The sequence below is a fragment of the Sediminicola luteus genome, assembly GCF_002514735.1.
In the GTDB taxonomy this organism is placed as follows: Bacteria; Bacteroidota; Bacteroidia; order Flavobacteriales; family Flavobacteriaceae; genus HQA918.
In genome coordinates this window covers 12920-37166 of the sequence record NZ_NBWU01000008.1, presented here as the reverse complement: position 1 = coordinate 37166, position 24247 = coordinate 12920, and the positions used below count along the sequence as shown (strand labels likewise).

15 protein-coding genes and 2 tRNA genes are annotated in these 24247 nt (G+C 44.0%); 10 read left to right on the top strand and 7 right to left on the bottom strand.

Features of this window, described 5'->3' with window-relative positions; genetic code table 11:
- Positions 1-73 precede the first annotated feature (73 nt).
- Both B7P33_RS17865 and B7P33_RS17860 read left to right on the top strand, forming a co-directional pair.
- The gene (locus B7P33_RS17865) at positions 74-1255 is read left to right on the top strand and encodes a glycosyltransferase (protein WP_097443602.1); all 1182 of its coding nucleotides are present in this window, start codon (positions 74-76) and stop codon (positions 1253-1255) included.
- A gap of 203 nt (positions 1256-1458) precedes the next feature.
- Positions 1459-1827: a hypothetical protein gene (locus B7P33_RS17860; RefSeq protein WP_097443601.1), complete on the top strand. Its 369-nt coding sequence runs from the start codon at positions 1459-1461 to the stop codon at positions 1825-1827.
- A 704-nt stretch (positions 1828-2531) separates the two neighbouring features.
- Here B7P33_RS17860 and B7P33_RS17855 read toward each other — a convergent pair.
- The 3 genes from B7P33_RS17855 to B7P33_RS17845 form a co-directional block, all read right to left on the bottom strand.
- Positions 2532-2606: transfer RNA gene (locus B7P33_RS17855), tRNA-Pro, on the bottom strand.
- Between the two features lie 34 nt (positions 2607-2640).
- Positions 2641-2724 (bottom strand) — tRNA-Ser (locus B7P33_RS17850).
- 110 nt (positions 2725-2834) lie between these two features.
- Positions 2835-4886 carry an HD family phosphohydrolase gene (locus B7P33_RS17845; protein ID WP_097443600.1) on the bottom strand — a complete coding sequence of 684 codons (2052 nt, stop codon included), beginning with the start codon at positions 4884-4886 and terminating at the stop codon, positions 2835-2837.
- 155 nt (positions 4887-5041) lie between these two features.
- On the opposite strand from B7P33_RS17845, the gene B7P33_RS17840 reads away from it, so the two are divergent.
- Positions 5042-6214: a thiolase family protein gene (locus B7P33_RS17840; protein ID WP_097443599.1), complete on the top strand. Its 1173-nt coding sequence runs from the start codon at positions 5042-5044 to the stop codon at positions 6212-6214.
- A 77-nt stretch (positions 6215-6291) separates the two neighbouring features.
- Here B7P33_RS17840 and B7P33_RS17835 read toward each other — a convergent pair whose 3' ends face one another.
- Positions 6292-7551: a tetratricopeptide repeat protein gene (locus B7P33_RS17835; protein WP_097443598.1), complete on the bottom strand. Its 1260-nt coding sequence runs from the start codon at positions 7549-7551 to the stop codon at positions 6292-6294.
- A 32-nt stretch (positions 7552-7583) separates the two neighbouring features.
- Positions 7584-10103: a DNA gyrase subunit A gene (gene gyrA, locus B7P33_RS17830; RefSeq protein WP_097443597.1), complete on the bottom strand. Its 2520-nt coding sequence runs from the start codon at positions 10101-10103 to the stop codon at positions 7584-7586.
- 255 nt (positions 10104-10358) lie between these two features.
- Between gyrA and B7P33_RS17825 the strand changes: the two genes are divergently transcribed.
- Positions 10359-12917: an ATP-dependent Clp protease ATP-binding subunit gene (locus tag B7P33_RS17825; protein ID WP_097443596.1), complete on the top strand. Its 2559-nt coding sequence runs from the start codon at positions 10359-10361 to the stop codon at positions 12915-12917.
- A gap of 278 nt (positions 12918-13195) precedes the next feature.
- Positions 13196-13597 (top strand): STAS/SEC14 domain-containing protein, encoded by a 402-nt coding sequence (locus B7P33_RS17820; protein WP_097443595.1) that lies wholly within the window; start codon positions 13196-13198, stop codon positions 13595-13597.
- Between the two features lie 64 nt (positions 13598-13661).
- On the opposite strand, the gene B7P33_RS17815 is transcribed toward B7P33_RS17820, so the two are convergent.
- Positions 13662-15227 (bottom strand): NAD(P)H-hydrate dehydratase, encoded by a 1566-nt coding sequence (locus B7P33_RS17815; RefSeq protein WP_097443594.1) that lies wholly within the window; start codon positions 15225-15227, stop codon positions 13662-13664.
- Between the two features lie 454 nt (positions 15228-15681).
- Here B7P33_RS17815 and thrA point away from each other — a divergent pair, with 454 nt between their 5' ends.
- Genes thrA through thrC form a run of 3 tightly spaced genes read left to right on the top strand, consistent with a single transcriptional unit; the run spans position 15682 to position 20384 of the window.
- The gene (thrA, locus tag B7P33_RS17810; RefSeq protein WP_097443593.1) at positions 15682-18117 is read left to right on the top strand and encodes a bifunctional aspartate kinase/homoserine dehydrogenase I; all 2436 of its coding nucleotides are present in this window, start codon (positions 15682-15684) and stop codon (positions 18115-18117) included.
- A 45-nt stretch (positions 18118-18162) separates the two neighbouring features.
- Positions 18163-19089: a homoserine kinase gene (locus tag B7P33_RS17805; protein WP_097443592.1), complete on the top strand. Its 927-nt coding sequence runs from the start codon at positions 18163-18165 to the stop codon at positions 19087-19089.
- A gap of 2 nt (positions 19090-19091) precedes the next feature.
- Positions 19092-20384 (top strand): threonine synthase, encoded by a 1293-nt coding sequence (gene thrC, locus B7P33_RS17800; protein WP_097443591.1) that lies wholly within the window; start codon positions 19092-19094, stop codon positions 20382-20384.
- Positions 20385-20502: 118 nt separating this feature from the next.
- On the opposite strand, the gene B7P33_RS17795 is transcribed toward thrC, so the two are convergent.
- The gene (locus B7P33_RS17795; protein WP_097443590.1) at positions 20503-21336 is read right to left on the bottom strand and encodes a glycosyltransferase family 2 protein; all 834 of its coding nucleotides are present in this window, start codon (positions 21334-21336) and stop codon (positions 20503-20505) included.
- 535 nt (positions 21337-21871) lie between these two features.
- On the opposite strand from B7P33_RS17795, the gene B7P33_RS17790 reads away from it, so the two are divergent.
- Both B7P33_RS17790 and B7P33_RS17785 read left to right on the top strand, forming a co-directional pair.
- The gene (locus B7P33_RS17790) at positions 21872-23158 is read left to right on the top strand and encodes a carboxypeptidase-like regulatory domain-containing protein (RefSeq protein WP_097443589.1); all 1287 of its coding nucleotides are present in this window, start codon (positions 21872-21874) and stop codon (positions 23156-23158) included.
- Between the two features lie 29 nt (positions 23159-23187).
- Positions 23188-24243, top strand: coding sequence for a S66 peptidase family protein (locus tag B7P33_RS17785; RefSeq protein ID WP_097443588.1), 1056 nt, complete (start codon positions 23188-23190; stop codon positions 24241-24243).
- The last annotated feature ends 4 nt before the right edge of the window (positions 24244-24247 follow it).

The following is a 24247-nucleotide window of genomic DNA, read 5'->3' as shown; positions in this document are numbered from 1 at the left end:
AGGTCTTCCAAAAATTATGTAAAAACTAGTTTTGTTACCATCCCGAATTGAATAAAAACCTAAATCCTACTTTATGAAGATACTGACCATCGATGATCAACAGCTTATACTGTTATCCGTGGAAAAAAAACTGACCGAGGCAGGTTACCAAGTAAAAACAGCCGCCTCCACAACCGAGGGTATAGCCCTTTACGATACTTTCGAACCTGATTTAGTATTACTAGACATGAACATGCCAGGATCGGTTGAACAACATGATAATGCAAGCAATGGGCTTGAAGTGGTTCGCTATATTCGAAACGACAGGAAAAAGGACACCCCAATTTTGGTAATGTCGGGCAATACATCGGAAGCGGTAATCCTTGAAAATTTTGATTTAGGTATAAACGATTACCTTAAAAAGCCCTTGGGACTGAATGAGGTTTTGGCCCGAATCAAAAGAACCATAGGATCCCCAGGCCCGCTTACGACGGTCAACTCGGACACTGAAGGCCAAATGGTCAGAAAAAATGGTGTTGGTGTAGTCATACCTTGTTACAATGAGGCAGACCGCTTGTTAGGTGAAGCGTTCAAGAAATTCGCATTTACCAACTTAGGCTATCACCTATGCTTCGTAAATGACGGTAGTACCGATAACACCCTTGAGGTGCTTCATCAGATTCGTAAGGGTAACGAAGATAACATTAGTGTCTATGATTGCGAACAGAACGGGGGTAAGGCAGAGGCCGTTAGGCAGGGAATGTTACATTTGGCGAAAGATCCCCAATTCGAATACATCGGTTACTTGGATGCCGACCTTTCCACCGATTTCAGGGATTTTGATGAACTGGTCAGAACCCTTGAAAAATCGGATTTCAAAATCGTAAGTGGCTCAAGGATAAGTCGGATGGGAGCTGATATTAATAAGGAGTCCGCTAGGCAGATCATCAGCAAATCCATTAATTTGGCGATTCAGCAAATATTGGGCATGCCCTTTAAGGATACCCAATGTGGAGCCAAGGTAATGGAAAGGGACTTGGTCGATAAAATGTTCTCGAGACCCTTCGTTACCCGATGGCTGTTCGATGTTGAGATTTTTATGCGTATGCGTAAACTATATGGTAAAAAGCAAGCCGTTGCGGCCATATGTGAGCAACCTTTAAAACGTTGGATACATGCCGATGGTTCCAAGCTCTCCTATAAGGATTCCATAAAAATCATTATGCAATTATTCATTTTACGTTGGAATTACCGTTATGTGGTAAAAACGATATGAGGTAGAACGGACATGTTCATGTTTCATGGATGACATTGAACATGTCCAAATGTTGGTTCGGAATAGTTCCCACGATAACCTCAAAAATGCCTTTTCAGGCGAGAAACGCTTCAGAGATTGAAAATCAATGAAATTTAAATTCCCATATAAGGGAGGCGCCTTGTCCTTGGACATAACCGCTCGAAAAGTTAAACCTAAACAACATGAGAGATTCCTTATTGATTCAATTCAAAAATCGACATCGTAAGATCCTTAAGGATTTTACGGAGTCCAACAAGTATCAAATTCAACAGCTTTGCCCAAAATTCGTTGTGGATTTCCACTCATGCCAGCACGGAATGACAGATACCATAATGGCCAAGAGTAGGAGCCTAGCCCATAAATTTATCAAGACGAACCGTATTTCGGACCCCAATACCATAAGGGCCATTTACATGGGGGCTCGACTGAATCTATCTGAATGTCTGGAGGATTTTCAGCGCAATTGCGACAAACTGTTCCAAAATGAATTCGCTGCTCAGTTAATAATCACAAATGGCACACCGACCATGGGGCAGACAAAAACCTTTTGATTGATAATAAGAAATCTTATACACGTTTGAGCGCGTATTAATGTTTACCGAAACAATATTAGGAAGATTGGTGAATTCGAATTCGATAACATATATTTTCGATTTTAACCGTAGTGAATTCGATAACGATAAAAAAAGGCTTTCATATTGTCTAGAATCTGTGGAAACATAAGGGAAACTATAGTGTAATTTTTGGACTATCAACGCAAAATTAGTTCCGGTAACCAAAAAATAGAGCCCGAGCAACACTGAGGGCCATATTAGGTTTTCGGGGCGGCAGTTCCAAAGCGTTGGGAGAACGACCAATATGTTATAATTCTAAATGGGATCGAATCATTTATTCTATCACCAATCAAGCTCTGAATAAACCAAAAAAAATCCAGCACCGAAATGGATGCTGGATTTTTAAGTCGGGGTGGCAGTCCCGAAGCCTCGGGAGGACCCACGACCATTACATTTTTAATCTAATTGAAATTGGGTTAATTCATTTCAGAAAGAAGAAACCTAAACATAGACCAAAAAAAATCCAGCACCGAAATAGATGCTGGATTTTTAAGTCGGGGTGGCAGTCCCGAAGCCTCGGGAGACCCCACGACCTTTACAATTTTAATCTAATTGGAATTGGGTTAATTCATTTCAGCAAGAAAAAAACTAAACATGGACCAAAAAAAATCCAGCACCGAAATGGATACTGGATTTTTAAGTCGGGGTGGCAGGATTCGAACCTGCGACCTCCTGCTCCCAAAGCAGGCGCGATAACCGGGCTACGCTACACCCCGAAGAAAATTTGTTCTTCGCCGGTACAAAGAGATGCGGAGAGACCGAGACTCGAACTCGGGGAACACTTGCGCGTTCACAGATTAGCAATCTGCTGCATTACCACTCTGCCACCTCTCCAGTATTTAAGAACGTGCATTTCTTAAAATGCGGTTGCAAATGTACCTTTTCACATACAAGAATGCAAGGCTTTGGCACATTTTTTTGAAAAAATAAAGCGATGTTTTCCGCTATTCCGGATACTCGACCCGTAAGTGGTAGATATTGACCAATTTACGTTTAAGCACCTTTTTCACCTGTTCTACCTCCTTAAAGGTAATATTAGCGTTCAAAAATTGTCCGGCCTGCATTTGTCCCCCAATAATCCGCTCCACAAAGTCATTAATACTATTAAAGTTCGGGTCTTTCAAACTTTTGGAGGCCGCCTCAACGGCATCGGCCATCATCAAAATCGCGGTTTCCTTCGAAAAAGGTTTGGGACCCGGATAACGGAAATCGGCCTCATTTACTTCGTCCCCTAATGCTTCCTGTGCCTTTTTGAAAAAATAGTATACCAAACTGGTACCATGGTGTACCCGTATAAAATCGATTATACGATCGGGTAGTTTATGTTTTTTGCCCAACTCTATACCCTGCAACACATGGCCGATAATGATCTGGGCACTTTCGTGGGGTTCCAATTCATCGTGTGGGTTCACATTGGTAATCTGGTTTTCGGTAAAAAAGGTGGGGTTCTCCATTTTGCCGATATCGTGGTACAAGGCCCCTACCCTGACCAAAAGGGAATTGGCATTTACTTCGTTGGCCGCGGCCTCGGCCAAATTGGCGACTTGAAGCGAGTGGTGAAAGGTACCCGGTGCCTTATTGGATAATTGTTTTAGCAGTTTTGAGTTGGTATCGGACAGTTCGAGCAGAGTGGCATCGGACACTAACCCGAATAACTTTTCATAGGCATATACCAAAGGCAGGGCGAACAGGGTCAACAGCCCGTTTAGGCAGAGGGTTGCCATTAAGATCCAATCCAGATTCTCCAGCTGCCCCTCCTGTATCAAATGAAAGGCCAAATAGCCCAACAGATAGGTGCCGGTAACCTGTCCCACCGAAATAAAAAGATTGGCCCTGCGATACAGCTCCCCAACCGAAAGGATGGTCACTATACCCGCCGTTATCTGTAGAAATATATACTCGAAACTATCGGGCACCACAAAACCCAAGATCAAAACCGTTAACACATGGGTATAGAAAGCGACCCGACTGTCAAAAAATGTTTTTAATATCAGGGGCAACAGACACAAGGGCACCGCATAGATCCAGGCTTCGTTATAGGTAACCATAAAGGTGGTGAGGAACACCATCAGCAAAATATTGACGAAGATGAAGGTTACCTTGGTGTTGTTATCGAAAATGTCGGGTTTATAGTTTTTAAGGAACAAGAGCAGCATTAATAACACCAGGGCTACCAACAGACTATAACCCCCGATGATCAAATAGAGATTACGATCGTTCCAGACTTCGGATACATATTCTTGTTTTAACGAATCGAGTACGCGGTACTCGGCCTCACCGACCACTTCACCTTTGGCGATGATCAATTTGCCTTTATCGACCATACCTGTGGTCAAGGTAACCTTGTTCAAAGCCTCGTCAAGGGCTTTTTGGGTAAGCCCCTCATCTAAGGTTAGATTTGGGCGTAAAATGGAAAAATAGACCGATTGCAGCGCCTCTTCATATTCCGATAGCCCGTTTTCTGTCAAGAACCCACTTAAAATCCGGTTGGCCGTACTAAGTGTAGGCAAATTTTCTACTTCATATTTCTGCGCCTGATGGTTTTTTACTACAAAAACCTCTTTCCCACCAAAACGATCGGGCACTTCTTTTAGCAAACCGATTTCATACAATTCACTTAGGGGAACCAACCCCTCATTTTTAACTCGAGCGCGATCCCTTCGGCCCATATCCATTTGTTCGAAAACGGCATCAAAGGCAGCACTGTACATGTTTTGGACCTCTTGTGCTACGGATGCATCATAGGAAAAAAAGTAATCCTGATCGTTTTTAATGGCATTACGCTCTGCCTCGACCTCTGCTTCGGTTTTTTTGGCTGAAAAGTCAAAAGGGGCATAGTAATCGGCATGTTGCCAAGGCTTTCCTTTTTGAAAACCGTATTTGAACTGCCCTCCACGCGGAAAAAGCATAACAATAACGACTACGGAAAGAATATAGAGTAAGGCTTTGTATAATAAGGACTGGTTTTTAAAAACCTTGTCGATAAACTTTGTCATGACCGGAAGGATTACTTCAAATGTATAAAACCGTTAGCAGTATTGCTAATCCGAACCAGGTTTAAGAAACTCGAAAGTCACACCATAGCCTATCATAGCTTTGGCAAAGCATATGCCCGGCAATTCGTAAATTTGGGAATCAAAACTAAATGCACATGAACAAAGTAGTAATAGTTTCCGCGGTTCGCACACCCATGGGAAGTTTCTTAGGATCACTTTCAAGTATCCCTGCCCCCCGATTGGGCGCTACCGCCATTAAAGGAGCACTTGATAAAATAGGCCTAGCACCCGAGCAGGTAGACGAGGTATTGATGGGTAATGTGGTACAGGCAGGCACGGGCCAAGCACCAGCCCGACAAGCCGCTATTTATGCCGGTATACCCGATACCGTACCCTGTACCACCGTAAACAAGGTCTGTGCCTCTGGTATGAAAGCCGTAATGCAAGGAGCCCAGGCCATAGCCTTGGGCGATGCCGATATCGTAGTAGCTGGTGGTATGGAGAATATGAGTTCTATACCGCATTATGTACACATGCGTAAAGGCACCAAATTTGGTCCGGCCAAAATGGAGGATGGTCTGCAAAGGGACGGTTTGGTCGATGCTTACGATCAAAACGCCATGGGGGTTTGTGCCGATGCCTGTGCCACCGAATACGGCTTTTCCAGGGAAGATCAAGATGCTTTTGCCATTCAATCTTACGAACGCTCGGCCGATGCTTGGGCAGCTGGTAAATTCGAAGAAGAGATAGTACCGGTTTCCGTACCCCAACGTAAGGGTGACCCTGTTATCGTCGCTGAAGATGAAGAGTACAAGAATGTCCGTATGGACAAAATTCCAGCCTTGCGTCCGGCCTTTACCAAAGAAGGTACGGTTACGGCTGCCAATGCCTCTACCATAAACGATGGGGCCGCCGCACTGGTACTTATGAGTGCCGATAAAGCGGCCGAGTTAGGCCTTACTCCCTTGGCTACCATTTCTTCGTATGCCGATGCGGCCCATGAACCCGAATGGTTCACCACTGCACCTGCCAAAGCCCTACCTAAAGCCCTGGACAAGGCCAAGCTGACATTGGACGATATCGATTATTTTGAATTAAATGAGGCTTTTTCAGTGGTTGGTTTGGCCAATATGAAGATTTTAGGCCTAAACGACAGTAATGTGAACGTAAATGGAGGCGCCGTAAGCTTAGGACACCCGCTGGGCTGTTCAGGTGCCCGAATATTGGTTACCCTGATCCATGTTATGAAGCAAAACGATGGTAAGCACGGTGCTGCCGCCATTTGTAATGGTGGGGGCGGCGCTTCGGCAGTAGTACTGACCAGATAATACATGACTATTTCCGGTCATCGCAAAAAAAAGCCTCGGAAATTTTCCGAGGCTTTTTTATGTATTTGAAACTGGGATTACTCGCCCAATAACTTTTTAACGCGCATAAAGTTTTCGGTATCACCCAAAGCCCCATAAATGTTTTTCAACTGGGTCAATAAACTTTGGTTGTCAGGATTACTCTTTACTGAATCCTCCAAAATCTGGGCCCCTTTATTGAACAAATCATCTTTTTTAGCCTTAAGCTCATCGTACTTGGCGATATCGGCCCTAGAACTACCCAATTCGTTCATTTGGTTTACCAATTCGTTCCCTTCGTTAACATAGGAAGTAGAAATATTCAAAGCAGCATTTACATAACTGGGATCGATTTCCAAGGCTTTATTATACGCCTTTCTAGCTTCCTCGTTATTACCTTGCTCCATATTGATCACACCCACATTATAGTGTAAATCGGCATTACCTGGCTCTAAGGCGATGGCCTCGGCCATTAACTCCTTGAACTTTTCTTTATTACCTTGCTTAAAATGAAGGTTGGCCTCGCTTAAGATCAAGTTTACATCGCCTGGGTAACTGGCGCGGGCATCTTTAAAGGCCTCCAAAGCTTTTTCATCTTGTCCCAATTGGGTATAGATCAAAGCAATGTTCTTGATGATTTCAGAACGTTTAGATGGGATTTTTTCATCTTTAGGATCCTTATAGGTACCGGACTTGATCATCAGATCACGCTGCATCTTGTCCATTTCCTCACGTTTACCTGAAGCCGTATTCAAAGCCGTATACTTAACCCCACTACCATCGTAACCGATTTCTTTTAACTCATTGTAGTAGCCAAGTGCCCCTTCGTAATCCTGACCACTAATCGCCGAATTTGCGGCATGGTAAAGATAAAGGGTATCGGTTGGGCTCATTTGATAGGCCATGTATAATTTCTCCGAAGCCCCCTTGAAATTCTTGGCGTTGTTATCGGCAACGGCAGCATTAACCACCTCTCCGGTCATTACCTGAAGGTCTTGTTGGGCCATAGCCGAATACTTCTTTTTACCGCTCTTTTCTTCAACAGCCATTAACTCTTTATAAGCAGCTACGGCATCTTTAAGCACACTGTTATCGGTGGCAGACAAGCCTTTAAGGGCCGTCCCTTGTGTATAATAATAAAGCGCCTTTGTTTTATCGTCAGCGGCCCCTATCAAAGAAGAAGCTCCTTCCAATGCGGTTTTTGCAGCGGCAAAATCACCTTTCTTGATGGCTTTTTGAGCAGCTTTGATCTCATTTTTTTGAGCAAAACCGACCATAGTAAAGGCCAAAGCCGCGATTATCGAAATTGTTGTTTTCATTTCTTAGTAATTGAATTATTTAATTTAGTGTTTTATTCTTCCGTTGGTTGCGGATTATCGTTGGTATCTACATCAACATCCATATCATTTACATCTTCTCCTTCTACAGCCTCATCCTCCTTCATTACTTTGGCAACTGCGGCAATAGAATCTTTTCCTTTTAAGTTTATCAAACGTACCCCCTGGGTGGCACGGCCCATAACCCTAAGATCGTTAACACTCATTCGAATGGCGATTCCCGACTTATTGATAATCATTAAATCGTCTTCATCCGAAACACTTTTGATCGCTACCAACCCACCGGTCTTATCTGTTACGGTAATGGTCTTTACCCCTTTACCACCACGGTTGGTCTCGCGGTAATCTTCAAGGCTGGAACGTTTTCCGTAGCCCTTTTCAGAGACCACCAAAATGTTTTCATCATGGTTGTTTACAGAAACCATGCCAATTACCTCATCGGCATCGTGGCCCAAGGTTATACCGCGTACCCCAGAGGCGTTTCGGCCCATAGGTCGGGTTTTCGCCTCGTCGAATCGAATGGCCTTCCCAGACTTAAGTCCGAGCAAGATCTGACTGGTACCCGTGGTCAATTTGGCTTCTAACAACTCATCGCCATCGCGCACGGTAATGGCATTGATACCATTCTGTCGCGGACGTGAGTATTGTTCCAAAGATGTCTTTTTGACCACTCCTTTTTTGGTAGCCATAATTACATAATGGCTGTTTATGTATTCCGAATCTTTAAGATCCTTGGTACAGATAAAGGCTTTTACCTTATCGTCTTGTTCTATATTGATCAAATTCTGGATGGCACGGCCTTTAGAAGTACGGCTACCTTCCGGAATCTCGAACACCCGCATCCAGAAACACTTCCCTTTTTGGGTAAAGAACAGCATATACTGGTGGTTGGTACCCACGAACAAATGCTCCAAGAAGTCTTGGTTACGTGTTGCGGAGGCCTTCTGACCAACCCCGCCCCTACTTTGGGTACGGTATTCATTTACCGAGGTACGCTTAATATATCCGGCATGCGAAATGGTAATTACCACCTGCTCATCCGGAATCATGTCTTCAATATTCAAAGAACCTCCGGCATAGTTTATTTCGGAACGGCGTTCATCGCCATACTTGTCACGGATTTCGATCAATTCTTCTTTGATGATATCCATTCTACGCTCTTTACGCGCCAAAATATCCTTAAAGTCTTCAATGGCCGCCAAGATATCGTCATATTCAGAACGCAGCTTATCCTGCTCCAGTCCGGTCAACTGACGTAATCGCATTTCTACGATGGCACGGGCTTGGATCTCGGTAAGTTTAAAGCGCTCCATTAATTTGGTTCGTGCCTCATCGGCATTTGAAGAGCCACGGATAATGGCGATTACCTCATCGATATTGTCCGAGGCAATGATCAAACCTTCTAAGATATGCGCCCTAGCTTCTGCCTTTTTAAGTTCGAATTCCGTACGGCGCACCACTACCTCATGTCTATGATCTACAAAGTGGCGGATCATATCCTTTAGGTTCAACAATTCGGGCCTTCCGTTAACTAAGGCGATGTTGTTGACACTAAAAGAAGATTGTAGGGCCGTATACTTATATAAGGTATTTAAAACGATATTAGGTATGGCATCGCGTTTTAAGATGTACACGATACGCATTCCCTTACGATCCGACTCGTCGCGGATGGTAGAGATACCCTCTATTTTCTTATCGTTTACCAGTTCGGCCGTCTTTTTGATCATATCGGCCTTGTTCACCTGATACGGAATCTCGGAGACCACGATACATTCACGACCCTGTACCTCTTCGATAACGGCCTTGGCACGCATTACCACACGCCCCCTACCGGTCTTAAAGGCTTCGCGCACCCCATCATAACCATATATGATCCCCCCTGTTGGGAAATCGGGTGCTTTGATATGTTCCATGAGGCCATCGACCTCTATGTCGTTATTATCTATATAAGCCACGGTACCGTCTACCACTTCGGTAAGGTTGTGTGGTGGCATATTGGTAGCCATACCCACAGCAATACCCGAAGCCCCGTTTACCAATAAATTAGGTATACGGGTTGGCAATACGGTGGGCTCTTGTAAAGAATCATCGAAGTTCAACTGATGATCAACGGTCTCCTTATCGATATCGGCCAACATCTCTTCTGAGATCTTGCGCATACGGGCTTCCGTATAACGCATAGCCGCAGGGCTATCGCCATCTATAGAACCAAAGTTACCTTGGCCATCCACCATCATATATCGCAAGCTCCACTCTTGGGCCATACGCACCATGGTATCGTAAACCGATGTATCTCCGTGTGGGTGGTACTTACCGAGCACCTCCCCAACGATCCTCGCCGATTTCTTATAGGAACTACTAGATCTAACTCCCAATTCATGCATACCGAAGAGCACCCTTCTATGTACCGGTTTTAAACCATCGCGTACATCGGGCAGGGCCCTAGAAACAATCACTGACATTGAATAATCAATGTAAGCGGACTTCATTTCATCCTCAATATTTATGGGAATTAACTTTTCTCCTTCCGCCATATTAAATCACTGAATCAAATTGGTTAAAAAATTATGCCAATATACGTAAATAGGCACTTCCCACCCGATGATAAACGTTCTTTTGTTAAAGAATTTATCAACACCCTTTATCTACGATAAAAACCGATTTATGGCCTATGGAAAATGAAAAAAAATCCCATTTTCCGGCTTTTAGCCATAGTTTAACGAAACTAGGTACGGTATTTGCTTTTTTTACGTTTACATTTAGTAATTTTATTGTTGAAAGGCATTTATATGGATGATAATTTTTCCCCACGGGTTAAGGACGTGATCGCCTACAGTAAGGAAGAAGCCTTGCGTTTAGGCCACGACTTTATTGGCACCGAACACCTGATGCTGGGACTGTTACGAGACGGAAGCGGTAAGGCCATCAGCATATTGGACGCCCTGGATGTAGACCTTGATAACCTACGTAGAAAGGTCGAAATCCTGAGTCCTGCCAACCCAAGTGTCGAAATGGCACAAAAAGACAAAAAGAACCTACATTTAACACGACAGGCCGAAAGAGCCCTGAAAACCACCTTCCTTGAAGCGAAGTTGTTTCAGAGCTCCTCAATAAATACGGCCCATTTATTGTTGTGTATCCTACGGAACGAAAACGACCCGACCACCAAGCTTTTGCATCGTTTAAAAGTAGATTATGACAATGTAAAAGACCAATTTAAGTCAATGATTACCAGCGAAGAAGACTTTTCTGGATCACCAAGGGCCGAATCTTTCCCGGAAGACTCTGACGATATGGCAGACGACAAAGGAGGTAGCAGTTTTAGTGGCAGTGGCAACCAAGGTCAAAAAGCCAACAAAAAATCGAAGACCCCGGTCTTGGATAACTTTGGCCGCGACCTTACCAAGATGGCGGAGGAAAACAAACTAGACCCAGTGGTTGGCCGTACTAAGGAAATAGAACGGGTATCACAGATTCTTAGCCGCCGTAAAAAGAACAACCCCCTATTGATCGGGGAGCCTGGTGTGGGTAAAAGTGCCATAGCCGAAGGCTTGGCCCTGCGCATCATAAACAAAAAGGTAAGTCGCATCTTGTATAACAAACGGGTGGTTACCTTGGACCTGGCCTCTTTAGTGGCCGGAACCAAATACAGAGGGCAGTTCGAAGAACGGATGAAAGCCGTTATGAACGAGCTCGAAAAGAACGACGACATTATCTTGTTCATAGACGAGATACATACCATAGTTGGTGCCGGTGGTGCTACGGGAAGCTTAGACGCCTCCAATATGTTCAAGCCAGCCTTGGCTCGTGGCGAAATTCAATGTATTGGAGCTACCACTTTAGACGAATACCGTCAGTATATTGAAAAAGACGGTGCCTTGGAGCGCAGGTTCCAAAAGGTAATGGTAGAGCCTACCTCTGTAGAGGAAACGATTGAGATCCTTAAGAATATTAAAGGTAAATACGAAGACCACCACAACGTCAATTATACCGACGAGGCCTTGGCAGCCTGTGTTACTTTGACAAACAGATATATGACCGACCGCTTTTTACCAGACAAGGCCATAGATGCCCTGGATGAAGCCGGCTCGCGCATACATATAATTAATATGGATGTGCCCCAACAGATCTTGGAGTTGGAAAAACAACTCGAAGATGTAAAAGAGCTGAAAAATTCGGTGGTCAAAAAGCAACGTTACGAAGAAGCCGCCAAACTACGTGACGACGAAAAGAAGTTGGAGAAAGAATTGGCCCAGGCACAGGAACGTTGGGAAGAAGAAAGTAAACTTCATCGCGAAACCGTTACCGAAGACAATGTGGCCGATGTGGTTTCGATGATGAGTGGTATACCCGTAAATCGAATTGCCCAAGCCGAAAGTAACAAATTGGCCGAGTTACCACAATTGATCAAAGACAATGTCATTGGTCAAGACGAGGCCGTGGCCAAGGTAGCTAAAGCCATTCAGCGTAACCGGGCCGGACTAAAAGATCCGAATAAGCCCATTGGATCGTTTATCTTTTTAGGACAGACCGGTGTCGGTAAAACTCAATTGGCCAAAGTATTGGCCCGGGAACTTTTCGATTCCGAAGATGCCTTGATTCGGGTAGACATGAGCGAATACATGGAAAAATTCGCCATCTCCCGATTGGTTGGGGCCCCTCCGGGTTATGTAGGTTATGAAGAAGGGGGGCAATTGACCGAAAAAGTCCGCAGAAAACCATATTCGGTAGTATTGCTCGACGAGGTTGAAAAAGCCCATCCAGACGTATTCAATATGCTGCTTCAGGTATTGGACGACGGCTTCTTGACCGACAGCCTAGGTCGAAAAATAGATTTTAGGAATACCATTATTATAATGACCTCGAACATCGGGGCCCGCCAGTTAAAAGATTTTGGTCAGGGTGTAGGTTTTGGTACCGCCGCTAAAAAGGCACAGGAAGATAGCCACCGTAAGAGCGTTATCGAAAATGCCCTAAAAAAGGCCTTTGCTCCTGAATTCCTGAACCGTATAGACGATGTTATCGTTTTCAACGCTTTAGAGCGTGAAGACATCCATAAGATCATCGACATAGAACTAAAGAAACTCTTCGAACGCATCAAGGACATAGGTTACAACCTAACCCTTACCGATGCCGCCAAAGACTTTATTGCCGACAAAGGTTTCGACAAACAATACGGGGCACGACCATTAAAAAGGGCCATTCAAAAGTATATAGAAGATGCCCTTGCCGAAGAGATCGTAAACGCGAAACTATCGGAAGGTGACAGTATTCTTATGGATATGGATGCCAAAAAGGAGGAGTTGACCATCGATATCAAAAAGAAGGAAGAGTCTTCGGAAGCTTAGAATATTTCAATTTTTAAAACCGTAAACGCCTCTACTTTTAGGGGCGTTTTTTTTGGCCCTAACACGCAACCTTTTTAGAATATTATCATCTGGCTAACCTTATACACGATATTTAGGCTTTTAATCTAAATTTTTTCAACAATGATGGCATTGCCCTTACTTTCGCTTCGGACACTGTAATAAAGATGAAACATCTGAAAAGAGCATTCTAAAATGAAAAGAATGACCGGACCGGATGTTCATGTGACCTTTAAAAAAGGACTAAAAAAACACATGGAATGAACTTGGGGCAAACTAAGAAACAAGTTTTAGTTAGGGAATATGCGTTGGAGTTGGGAAAAGTCTTGGTTTACGACAATTATATGGTAGCGATTTTTAATGAGGGAGCGACCCTGACCCTCGAAAGAATGTACCAAATTATCGGAATCTCGGAAATCCACTTTAGGGACAAGGATTTTGGCTATGTCAGTTTACGAAAGAACTCATATGCCATTGATCCTACGGTATACAACTACCTAAGACAATTGGACAATTTAAAGGCCTTTGCGGTCGTATCGTTAAAGCAGATCGATATGCATAATTTTAATATCGAAAAGCTTTTCTACAAAAATCCGATGAAATTCTTTATCGATTATGAGAACGCGATCGAATGGGTAAAAACAAAACTAAAGTCTAAGTAAAATAGACTGAAAATTTCGAGAACAACATGAAAATGGAAAGGCCGCACCCTAGGGTGCGGTTTTTTTATGCTTGATTTCCGCCTTGCCCATTCTGTCCACCACTTTCTTGCGGTGGCGCTTGGGGTACTTCAAAAAGCGCTAGAAAAGCATTCCCCAGATTATCGACCAGATCCGAGGCCAATAATGCTTGATACCCCATACCCTCGACAGCTATATCGCCTGAGCTCCCATGCAGGTACACCCCGAACAATGCCGCCGTAAGGGCATCGTAACCCTGGGACATAAAACCGGCGATGATGCCGGCCAACACATCACCACTTCCGGCTGTGGCCATGCCTGGGTTTCCAGTAGAATTGATATACCCCCTGCCTTTGTACCAACAAATGGTGTAGGCATCTTTCATCACCAAAACCACATCGTATTGTAGGCTGAAATTTTTGGCCTTTTCACACTTCTCAAAATCATTGCCCCAATCGCCCAACAAACGCTTCAATTCCCCGATATGCGGTGTCAGTACCGATCCGGCCGGCAACTTTAGCAAGAGTTCTGGTTTTTGGGCCAAAATATTAACCCCATCGGCATCCAATACTACGGGTATCTCGGTGTCTTCGATAAAATCGCCCACCGTTTTTTTGGTGTTATCATCGGTTCCGAGCCCCATACCCATCGCGATTACGGTAGGCGCAACATCAAACTTAATATTAGTAATCGCCCCTTCACCTTGATCTACAATGACCATAGCTTCCGGAAGTTGCGACTGCAAGGGCACCAGTCCACATTGGGGCACATAACTACTTACCAAGCCGGCCCCGGCCTTTAATGCGGCTTTAGAAGCCAAAGCCACCGCCCCAATCTTACCCAAACTTCCTCCTATAACCAGGGTATGGCCATAGTGCCCTTTATGGGTAAATCGTTCCCGAGATCGGTAGGCCGGCAGCAGCTCATATTTGGTTATAAACTCAAAATCGGTAGACATTTCGGCCAAAAAGGCCGGATCAAGTCCAATATCCAAAGCCTGCCACTGATTCACGAACCTTCCTGTTTCCGGTAAAAAGAACACGAGTTTCGGGGCTTGTATACTTAAAACGAAGTTTGCCTGTATTACGCCATTATAATCGGCGACCGGCCTATCGACGAACATTCCGGAGGGTATGTCCACCGACAAAGTAAAGGCCTGCGAACCATTAATATGCTGGATCAGTTTCACCACCCAATCGGCCGGAGGCCTATTTAGACCGATACCAAAAATGGCATCGATTACTATAGCCTCTTTAGGTATTTCTGGAAGGTCATCGGCATCGTTTAAAAAAACCGGCCACACCTTGCGCTCCTTCAAACGCTCCATATTGTGCAAGAAATCCTTAGAACGGGTTTCGCTATAATTCACCACAAAGGGCATTACGTGGTACCCATGCTCTACCAAATGCCGGGCCAAGGCAATACCATCGCCCCCATTATTTCCAATCCCACAAAAGATATAGAGAGGTGTACCACCACCTTGCAATCGGGAATGTATCCAATTAAACAACTGCATGGCAGCCCGTTCCATCAACTCATCACTGGAGATACCCTGTCGCTGTATCGTCCATTTATCCGCATCATATATTTGTTGGGCATTAAAAATCTTCATTCTTAAAATTTAGGTCGGAAAAATTATCGATTATTGAAAAATTTGTGAGAGCGCTTGCACAGCACATCAAAAGTACTACTTTTGAACCTATATCATTTGATTATGTGCCCGAGATTGCAAAATTCGATCAACACTGACACTTCCGTTTCCGGAAGGGGCATTTTCATTATTATTACCGGTATTACCCCTTTGGGGTAGTCTGTATATTTCCTTCCGTTTAGGTTTCCAAACCTCCCAATGTTTTTACATTAAATAAGAGCCTGTTTAAGTTTTACCCTTCAGTTTTGTTATGACCCTTTTTTCGCCACTTTTTGTTATAAAAATGCTCATATGGCGTTGCCAAACTCCGCTTTTTAAGCCTCATTTGACAAAAAAATCGCCTATAACAAATTCCAAAAACAAAATATAAACAGCCTCTAATCCTTTTTAAGGCACACTCAACAATATTTTCAGAATGAAAGTTTTAAAATTCGGCGGCACTTCCGTAGCCAATGCCAACAACATAAGCTTAGTAAAAAAGATTGTATCGTCCCATAACGAGCCTTGCGTGGTAACCGTTTCCGCTTTGGGTGGGGTAACCGATCTACTACTACAGACCGCAGCTTTGGCCGCGGCCCAGGACACAAGTTATAAAGAGACCCTTGAGGCTATTGAGACCCGATATTTCGATGCGGCCAAGGCATTGATTCCAGTAACCGCCCAATCGGGGGTTTTAGCCCACATTAAAAAGGAACTCAATGTTCTGGAGACCCTATTGGAAGGTGCCTTTTTAATTGGGGAGATCACCCCCAAGCTTTCAGACAAGATCGTGGGCTACGGCGAGCTCTTATCGTCTTACTTGATCTGCCAGTATTTTATCTCCGAGGGACTTGACGCCAAATATGCCGATAGCCGTAAACTCATTGTCACAGACGACCAACATGGCAAGGCCCAAGTAGATTTTGAAGCTACCCAAGCCCAGTGCGATGCCTTTTTTAAAGATTATAATGTTGTCTTAGCTCCCGGATTCATTGCCGCTACCGCCCAGGGAACCGCTACTACATTAGGTCGTGGTGGTTCTGACTACAGCGCCGCCATTTACGCCGCTGCTCTCAATGCCGAAATACTGGAAATCTGGACCGATGTCAGTGGTATGTATACGGCTAACCCACGGGTGGTAAAACAAGCACGTGCCATACCTCATATCTCTTATGAAGAGGCTATGGAGCTCTCCCACTTTGGTGCCAAGGTGCTTTATCCGCCTACGATACAACCCGTGCTACAAAAAAAGATTCCGATTGTAATCAAAAACACCTTTGCCCCTGAAGAGGCAGGTACCTTGATTTCGGAAAACACCAATGGCAATGGCAAAACCGTAAGGGGCATCAGTCATATCGATGGTATTGCCCTACTTTCGTTGGAAGGTCCGGGAATGATCGGTATCCCTGGGGTATCCATGAAATTCTTTCAGATTCTATCACAGGCCGATATCAGTGTGGTCATGATTACCCAGGCCTCCTCGGAACATTCTATTTGTGTGGGCATCTCGGAAAGTATGGCACAAAAAGCCGAACAGGTGATCAACGAAGCTTTTGCACACGAAATATCACTCAATCAAATAGAGCCGGTTAAGGTAGAGACCCAATTGGCCATAATCGCATTGGTAGGCGATAATATGAAGCACCATCAGGGCTTAAGCGGTCGAATGTTCCGCACCCTAGGCCAAAACAATGTGAACATTAGGGCCATTGCCCAAGGGGCCTCGGAAAAGAATATTTCTGCCGTTATACGCAAAGAAGATGTAAAAAAGGCCTTGAATGCCCTGCATGAGCGTTTCTTTGAAGAAAACATAAAGCAACTCAACCTCTTTGTTATGGGGGTAGGTAATGTGGGTGGTAAATTCCTGAACCAGATTAAACAACAGCAAAGCTACCTTCGAGAGAACCTGAAACTGAACGTTCGGGTAATAGGTATCGCTAATTCGCGTACCATGACTTTTAATGAAGAAGGTATAGACCTTAACCAATGGGAAGCCGATTTGGCCGCTGGAGCTAAAGCTGACCAGGGTTCTTTTTTCGAAAAAATACAAACCTTAAACCTGCGCAACAGCATATTTGTAGATAATACCGCCAGTGCCGCCGTTTCGGAAAGTTATCAAAACTATCTAAAGAACAGTATCTCGGTGGTTACCTGTAACAAGATCGCCTGTTCAGCCGATTATGGTAATTATGCCGAATTGAAAAGCTTGGCTAAAAAATACAATGCGCCCTTTTTATTTGAGACAAATGTCGGTGCAGGACTGCCCATAATCGATACCCTAAAGAACCTGATAGCTTCAGGGGATAGGGTGCGTAAGATACAGGCCGTACTTTCCGGTTCATTGAATTTCGTGTTTAACAACTTTAATGATGGCATTACTTTCCAAGAGGTAGTGCAACAAGCCATGGACCAAGGCTATACCGAGCCCGACCCCAAAATAGATTTGAGCGGGGTCGATGTTATGCGTAAAATCTTGATTTTGGCCCGTGAAAGTGGCCATCAAATGGAGCTGGACGATATAGAAAACCGTTCCTTTTTGCCCCAAGAGGCCTTGGACACCACCAATAATGCCGATTTCTTTGCCAGTTTAGAGAAAAACGAAGCACATTTCCAACAGCTATTCTCAGCCGCCCAAAACGAAAACAGTCGTTTAAAGTATGTGGCCGAATTCGTGGACGGTAAGACCAATGTAGGCCTACAACATATTCCGCAAGGACACGATTTTTACAATCTGGAAGGCAGCGATAATATCGTATTGTTCTTTACCGACCGTTACCCCGAGCAACCTTTGATCGTAAAAGGAGCAGGCGCTGGGGCCGATGTTACGGCTTCCGGTATTTTTGCCGACATCATCCGCATCGGAAACTTTTAATGCCATGGAAAAAATGCCGTTATTTAACTCAATAAACCAGCTGTTATGGCAAGCGATAGCATAAAAGTATTCTGTCCGGCAACGGTGGCCAATGTATCTTGTGGTTTCGATGTTTTGGGATTGGCCTTAGACACGGTCGGCGACGAAATGACCCTGACCAAGACCAATTCCGGAGAGGTTCGGATTACGGAAATACTGGGACAAGACCTACCCTTGGAAGCCGATAAAAACGTAGCTGGGGTAGCCGTAAAGGCCTTGTTGGAAAAGGGAGGTTTCAAGAACGGCATCGATATTAAGATCGATAAACGCATAAAACCCGGAAGCGGAATTGGCAGTAGTGCCGCTAGCTCGGCAGGTGCCGTTTGGGCCGTAAACCACCTATTGGGTACCCCTTTCGATACCCTAGATTTGGTACGTTTTGCCATGGAAGGCGAAAAATTGGCCAGTGGTGCCGCCCATGCCGATAATGTGGCGCCTGCCCTGTATGGTGGCTTTACCTTGGTACGCTCCTACGACCCCTTGGATATCATTAAAATAGATGCCCCGGCCGAATTACATGCCACGGTCATACATCCGCAGATACAGGTAAAGACCGCCGATTCGAGAAACATTCTCAAACAATCGATATCGCTTAAAGATGGGATAAAGCAATGGGGCAACCTGGGCGGATTGATCGCCGGGCTGTACACCCAAGACTACGCCTTGATCGGTCGTAGCCTCGAAGACCATATCGTAGAACCTTTACGCGCGATCTTAATCCCGCAGTTCCAAGAAGTAAAACAAGCCGTTTTAGAGGCGGGTGCTTTAGGTTCGGGTATTTCGGGATCGGGCCCATCTATTTTCGCTCTAAGCGAAGGTACTGAAAATGCCGAAAAAGTGGCCGAGGCCATGTATCAAGTCTATTCAAAAACCGGTATCGAATTCGATATCCATAGAAGCCCCATAAACCCAAGTGGGGTAAAAATCTTATAAACATGCAGTACTACAGTTTAAACGGACAATCGCCCAACACCAGTTTTAAAGATGCGGTAATCCGAGGTATAGCCCCGGATAGAGGCTTGTATTTTCCTATGGAAATACCCCAACTGGAACCCGAATTTTTCGAAAACATAGAGACCCTTTCAACCGAAGAAATCGCTTACCGGGCCATTTCGCCCTTTGTTGGCGATGCTATTCCGGAAGCTGAACTTCGAAAAATTGTTTCTGAAGTGTTGGATTTCGACTTTCCGGTAGTTCCCGTTGATGGCAACCTTTCAACCTTGGAATTGTTCCATGGCCCTACTTTAGCCTTTAAAGATGTCGGAGCCCGCTTTATGGCCCGTTGCCTAGGCTACTTTTCAAAAGACCAAGACCAAGAAGTTACGGTTTTGGTAGCCACATCGGGCGATACCGGTGGTGCCGTAGCCAATGGATTCTTAGGCGTACCCGGGGTAAAAGTGGTTATTCTTTACCCTTCAGGCAAGGTAAGCGATATTCAAGAACGTCAATTGACCACGTTGGGGCAGAACATTACGGCTTTGGAGGTCAATGGTACCTTCGATGATTGTCAGGATATGGTGAAATCGGCTTTTTTGGATACCGACATTACCGGAAAAAGACAGTTGACCTCGGCCAATTCGATAAATGTGGCCCGTTGGCTGCCCCAAATGTTCTACTTTTTATTGGCGTACAAACAAACCAAAGCCTTAGGCAAGGAATTGGTTTTTTCTGTGCCTAGCGGAAACTTTGGTAATATCTGTGCCGGAATGATGGCCCACCGATTGGGTATGCCGGTACACCATTTTGTGGCTGCAACCAACGCCAACCAAGTGGTCCCTGATTTTATGGCTACAGGCCAATACGAACCTAAACCATCGGTTGCTACTATCTCGAATGCCATGGATGTGGGCGACCCCAGTAACTTTATCCGTATCCGAAAGATATATGGTAATGATTTCGACCGCCTAAAAGGGCATTTATCTTCATCTTCCTTTTCCGACGATGCTACCCGAGAAGCCATGGCCGATGTACAAAAGCGTACAGGTTACACCATGGATCCTCACGGTGCCGTTGGGTATTTAGGGTTAAAAAAGTATATGGAAGACCATCCGGACAAACTCGGTATTTTCCTAGAGACCGCGCATCCCATTAAATTTCTGGATGTTATGGAAAGCGTATTCGATTTTGAGATTGCCCTTCCCGAAAACATCAAAACGCTGATGGATAAGCAAAAAGAATTCATCAAGATAGCTAGTTATGCCGATTTAAAGGTTTTTTTAATGGGCTAAGGTTTCACAACTTAACATAAATCGGCATCCCTTAAACTAAAAAAGCCCTCATGTATAGTTCTTTATACACGAGGGCTTTTTTAAATGCGAAATTTGAGGTAAAACCAAGGTTACTCCCTTATTTGGAGATGCCGAAATCGGTCCAAACCTTTTTCTGGTTCCGCGTTTCTTTTCGTATCGCTTTATTTTTAGCGATCGACTCTGGCGTTTTATAGCCTCTTTTATGATCTAAATGAATAACGACCGCAGTATATCTCAACTGCTTCGATTTCAATCCTAAATTGAACAGCCTTTCGCCCAGTTCACGATCTTGACCGCCATACTGCATACGTTCGTCAAAGCCATTTATTTTAAGGATATCTGTCTTCCAACCCGAGGCATTATGTCCATTCCAACTCGCATTGGTTGGGGTAACACTATTTAACAATGTAGAGGCAAAACCTTTCGAGGTCAACTTTCTATCTTTAAAAGACTTGGGCATACCCCTTTCCCTTAACCACGCCACATTAAAACACCGTTGTGCCTCAATATCAGCCTGGGTAATCTCTTGCGAAACCCCCATAGTAAGCATATAATAGCCACCAGAAATAAAATAGCCGGGTTTCTTATGCTCATGGTGTACCCCTACAAAATCGTTACGCGGAATACAGTCGCCATCGCTCATAATTATATAGGGTGCATTACAGGCCAAAACCGCTTTATTCAGTATCCTCGATTTTTGAAACCCTTCATCTTCTTGCCAAACATGTACAATGGGATAAAAAACCTCTTGTTGTAGCTGTTGTAACAATGCCTTGGTTTTAGGCCCAGATCCATCGTCTGCTATAACCACTTCAAAATCGCGAAAAATTTGGCAGTTATAGCCATACAGTACTTTTTGCAGCCAAGCTTCCGCATTATACGTGCTAATGATCACAGAAACTTTTGGGGCCACAATTTTTGATGAATCCATTAAGACAAAAATATAAAAGTTCTATATTCTATATGAACTCATTTATAATTTTTACGCTTTGGTAATTATTGTAAACAAGTTCATTAAGAACAATAACAGATTGAACTCAATATTACCCGATTTAAAATGTATTAAATGGTAAGCTATAACCGATTTTAACGCAGTATTTTGAATCATGTTCCCAGAAAAGGAAAAAGATACTATCCCAATAAACCATGAAGTTTGTATGGCCTTGAAATATAATATTAATAAAAATCACAGCAGCTTTAGAACCTGTTTTAGTTTCTGATTACAGCGATTGAATACAAAACGAGAGTTCACCCTACACTTGAAAGGAACCCCCATGGCATAAGGAACAATAGCTTAACTTGCTTAAACATCACTCTTTTGGTGTCATACCAATTCACTGAAAAGCAGCAAGTATAAAACGAAAAACTTCCTATACCCTTAAAGGATGTAAGGAAAACAGCCCCTGGCCTACTCATTTTTGGGGAAACGTTACGTTTTCATTAAATTAGACTAAAAGAGAAAGGCCATGGCAACTATAATTCCTATCCTAAAAAAACACTTGGTTTACCTACTGATTATTCTTGCCGCCGGATTGGGTTGGTCGCAAAACACCGAATTTATACAATTCAGTGGTAAGGTTACCGACCAAAAAACGAAAAAAGCCTTGGTATTTGCCACTTTAAGCCTAGATGGCACCAACGTAAGCACCATTACCAATACCGAAGGCGAGTATTTATTAAAGGTCCCAACTTCTTCTGAAAATGGAAGTATTACCGTTTCTTTTTTGGGCTATACCAATGAGAACATTCCCCTATCGAGTTTAGACCGGGAAAACGGTAAAATTGCTTTGAACGTTTCCATTACAGAGCTATCAGGTGTGAATATAAGTGCCCCTAAAGATGCCCGTGGGCTTTTTGAGGAAGCCCTTAAAAAAAGAGGGGAGAATTATTTTTCCCAGCAAACGGTAATGACCGCCTTTTATCGAGAAACCATAAAAAAAAGGAAAAAGAACGTTTCGTTATCCGAGGCCGTGGTAAACATACACAAAGCCCCCTATGGTAGTATTCGAAAAGATAAAATAGAATTGTACAAAGCCCGTAAGAGTACAGACTACACCAAATTAGACACCCTTGCTCTTAAACTACAGGGTGGGCCCTTTAATACCCTATTCGTGGATTTAGTAAAATACCCAGATTATGTCTTCTCAGAGGGTAGTTTAGATTACTATGATTTCAGTTTTAAAGGGTCTACCCAAATAAACAATAAACTGATATACATAATCGATTTTAATCAAAAACCCGAGGTCAGCGACCCCTTGTACCGAGGTACTTTGTATATAGATGCCGAAAAAAAGATTCTAACCTCTGCGGTTTATGCATTGAATATTACCGACAAAAACCGGGCTGCGGCTTTATTCGTCCGTAAAAAGCCCAGAGATGTTAAGGTTTGGCCTACCGATGTGGCCTACCGTGTAGATTATAGGGAAAAAGCCGGCAGATGGTATTACGGGTATAGTAACGTGGTACTCGAATTCCGTGTAAAATGGGACAACAAACTCTTTAGCTCGCCCTATCGTATGAATGCCGAAATGGCCATTACCGACTGGCGACCAAACACCAGTGGCGAAATTCCGAAGGCGAAAGACCGTTTAAAACAATCCATTATCCTTAGCGACGAAGCCATTGGTTTTTCCGATCCACAATTTTGGGGTGAGTACAATATAATTGAACCTGAAAAAAGCATTGAATCGGCCATTCGTAAAATACAACGGCAATTAAAACGTACGGCCCGCCAAGGCAATAGTATACCCTGATTTACGTATCTTCATGCCCAAAACCGAAAATGGGGCAACGAAGGGATTTCCTTAAAAAAAGTATCGCTGCAGGAGCAATAGGTATGGTAACACCTAGCCTTATGGGGTTTGATAGTCTGGAAAGTGTACCCTCCCTAAAACCCAAACGTCTACGAAAAGGGGATACGGTAGGTTTAATAGCCCCTGGTTTTGCAATAACCCCCGAAATCTTGGATAGTGCGAGCCAAGTACTCCGTAACTTAGGATTGGTTCCTGTACATACACATAGAATTCTTAATAAAACGGGCTATTTCAGTAATACCGATACCGAAAGAGCTACCGACTTAAACGAAATGTTCGCCAACCCCGATATCGATGCTATTTTGTGCGCCCGTGGTGGCTATGGCTGTACTCGTATTCTTCCGCTAATCGATTTTGACCAGATAAAACTATTACCTAAGATCTTACTGGGTTTTAGCGATGTAACCGCCTTGTTGAATGGGATACACCAAAAAACAGGCCTCATAGGTTTCCACGGTCCGGTGGGCAGTACCATTGACGACCCTTTTAGTTTAAAATGGGTAGAGAAAACACTTTTTGAACCGACGGCTCCATTGACTTTGGACAATGCCGAATTCGAGATCCCCGAGAATGAGAAAGAGCTACCGGAAGCCTATACACCCTATACGGTTACTGGTGGGCAAGCCACCGGAAAACTTGTGGGTGGTAGTCTCACCTTGATCAACGCCATGATCGGCACCCCATACGAAATCGACTTTACCAATGCCATCGTTTTATTAGAAGATGTGGGTGAGGCTCCTTATCGTATAGACCGCATGCTTACACAATTGCTACAGACCCCGAGCTTTCATAAGGCTGCCGGAATAGCTCTAGGCATTTTTAACGATTGTGACAAAAAGCCAAACAGCGATGGGTTTAGCCTAAAAGAAGTGATACGCGATAGACTCGGGCCCATGGGTATCCCTGTAGCCTACGGACTCAGTTTTGGACATATAAAACACAACCAGACCCTACCCATTGGAATACAAGCCCGATTAGATGCAAATACGGGTCTTATAACCCTACTTGAAAAAGCAGTTCTTTAACCAA

Excerpts from the sequence above, each read along its gene's own strand:
- B7P33_RS17860 (WP_097443601.1), top strand. The coding sequence starts at position 1,459 with ATGAGAGATTCCTTATTGATTCAATTCAAAAATCGACATCGTAAGATC.
- gyrA (WP_097443597.1), bottom strand. The coding sequence starts at position 10,103 with ATGGCGGAAGGAGAAAAGTTAATTCCCATAAATATTGAGGATGAAATG.
- B7P33_RS17865 (WP_097443602.1), top strand. The coding sequence starts at position 74 with ATGAAGATACTGACCATCGATGATCAACAGCTTATACTGTTATCCGTG.
- B7P33_RS17815 (WP_097443594.1), bottom strand. The coding sequence starts at position 15,227 with ATGAAGATTTTTAATGCCCAACAAATATATGATGCGGATAAATGGACG.
- B7P33_RS17795 (WP_097443590.1), bottom strand. The coding sequence starts at position 21,336 with ATGGATTCATCAAAAATTGTGGCCCCAAAAGTTTCTGTGATCATTAGC.
- B7P33_RS17840 (WP_097443599.1), top strand. The coding sequence starts at position 5,042 with ATGAACAAAGTAGTAATAGTTTCCGCGGTTCGCACACCCATGGGAAGT.
- B7P33_RS17790 (WP_097443589.1), top strand. The coding sequence starts at position 21,872 with ATGGCAACTATAATTCCTATCCTAAAAAAACACTTGGTTTACCTACTG.
- B7P33_RS17785 (WP_097443588.1), top strand. The coding sequence starts at position 23,188 with ATGGGGCAACGAAGGGATTTCCTTAAAAAAAGTATCGCTGCAGGAGCA.
- thrA (WP_097443593.1), top strand. The coding sequence starts at position 15,682 with ATGAAAGTTTTAAAATTCGGCGGCACTTCCGTAGCCAATGCCAACAAC.
- B7P33_RS17805 (WP_097443592.1), top strand. The coding sequence starts at position 18,163 with ATGGCAAGCGATAGCATAAAAGTATTCTGTCCGGCAACGGTGGCCAAT.
- B7P33_RS17835 (WP_097443598.1), bottom strand. The coding sequence starts at position 7,551 with ATGAAAACAACAATTTCGATAATCGCGGCTTTGGCCTTTACTATGGTC.
- B7P33_RS17845 (WP_097443600.1), bottom strand. The coding sequence starts at position 4,886 with ATGACAAAGTTTATCGACAAGGTTTTTAAAAACCAGTCCTTATTATAC.
- thrC (WP_097443591.1), top strand. The coding sequence starts at position 19,092 with ATGCAGTACTACAGTTTAAACGGACAATCGCCCAACACCAGTTTTAAA.
- B7P33_RS17820 (WP_097443595.1), top strand. The coding sequence starts at position 13,196 with ATGAACTTGGGGCAAACTAAGAAACAAGTTTTAGTTAGGGAATATGCG.
- B7P33_RS17825 (WP_097443596.1), top strand. The coding sequence starts at position 10,359 with ATGGATGATAATTTTTCCCCACGGGTTAAGGACGTGATCGCCTACAGT.